Genomic DNA, 1,264 nt, shown 5'->3' with positions numbered 1-1,264 from the left:
GTAATAAAAGACCAGATTTTTCAGTTTTTATCTTCAGAGCAACCTGAAGTTATGGCTATCAAAGGTGAATGGGGTGTTGGAAAGACCTTTAGCTGGAAAAAGTTTCTTAAAGAAGCTTGTGTCGACAATAAAGTAAATCTCGAGCGATACTCTTATGTTTCTCTTTTTGGCATTAACTCTCTGGAAGCCTTTAAATATACAATTTTTGAAAATGTGATAAAGAAAGAGATTATCGGCACTGAAGCTAGTCTGGAAACGTTCAAGAACAATACTACCAGTTTGATCGAATCATTCGGAAGGCAATCTATAAATTTTTTCAAAGGTGCACCGATAGTTAAGTCATTTAGCCCAGCTATAGAGACAATTTCTTTCTTGTCATTGAATAAAACACTGATATGCATTGATGACTTAGAAAGAAAAGGAAAAGGGCTGGAGATAAAAGATATCTTGGGGCTAGTCTCACTTCTAAAGGAGCAAAAGGAATGTAAGGTTGTACTGCTCCTTAATGATGGAGAGGATGGCTTAAGTGACTATGAAAAATATCGTGAAAAAGTAATTGATATTGAGCTTGCCTTTTCACCTAACCCAGAAGAATGTGCGGAAATTGCATACTCTGAGAAAAATCCTAATAGTTCTAGGTTAAAAGAGCTAACAACAAGCCTTGGAATTCGAAACATTCGAATTCTTAAAAAGATAGAGAGATTAGCTGGGCTAGCCATTCCGCTGGCAGAAGAGTTTGAGCCAGAAATATCTGATCAAGTTTTACGCTCTCTTGTGCTATATGCATGGAGTTATTTTTGCTCCACCACTAATGAAGAAATACCGCCTTTAGAGTTTATCCTCAGTAAAGGATATACCTTAATCGGAATCGGTGATGAAGAAATCAATGAACAACAGAAGAGATGGCAAACTACATTACAAGCATATGACTACAAGCTAACGGATGAATTAGACATCTTACTTTCAGAAGCGGTGAAAACTGGCTATTTCGTTGAAGACGAGTTTAAAGAAAAAGCTGCAAACAAAAACCAGCAGATTGTAGCTTCTAAATCTGAGGGGTCTTTCTCGAATGCTTGGCGACTTTATCACGACACATTTAATGATAATGGCGATGAGGTAATAAATGGATTGTATGAGAGCTTCAAGGAAAACTGTAAATACATTTCACCTACAAACCTCAACGGCACTGTTTCTCTATTTAGGGAATTAGGTGAAGATGAAAAAGCGTCTGAAATAATTGACATCTATATAGAAAATAGAAAGC

General features: G+C 36.6%; 1 protein-coding gene. It reads left to right on the top strand.

What is annotated here, in order from left to right; translation table 11 throughout:
* Positions 1-1,264: hypothetical protein (locus BIZ39_RS21830; RefSeq protein WP_187448119.1), on the top strand; the 1,264-nt coding region annotated here is incomplete at both ends.

The sequence above is a fragment of the Alteromonas sp. BZK5 genome (assembly GCF_014349115.1).
GTDB lineage: Bacteria > Pseudomonadota > Gammaproteobacteria > Enterobacterales > Alteromonadaceae > Alteromonas > Alteromonas macleodii.
Note: the sequence above shows the minus strand (reverse complement) of the source record. Positions and strands in the feature narration are given on the sequence as shown.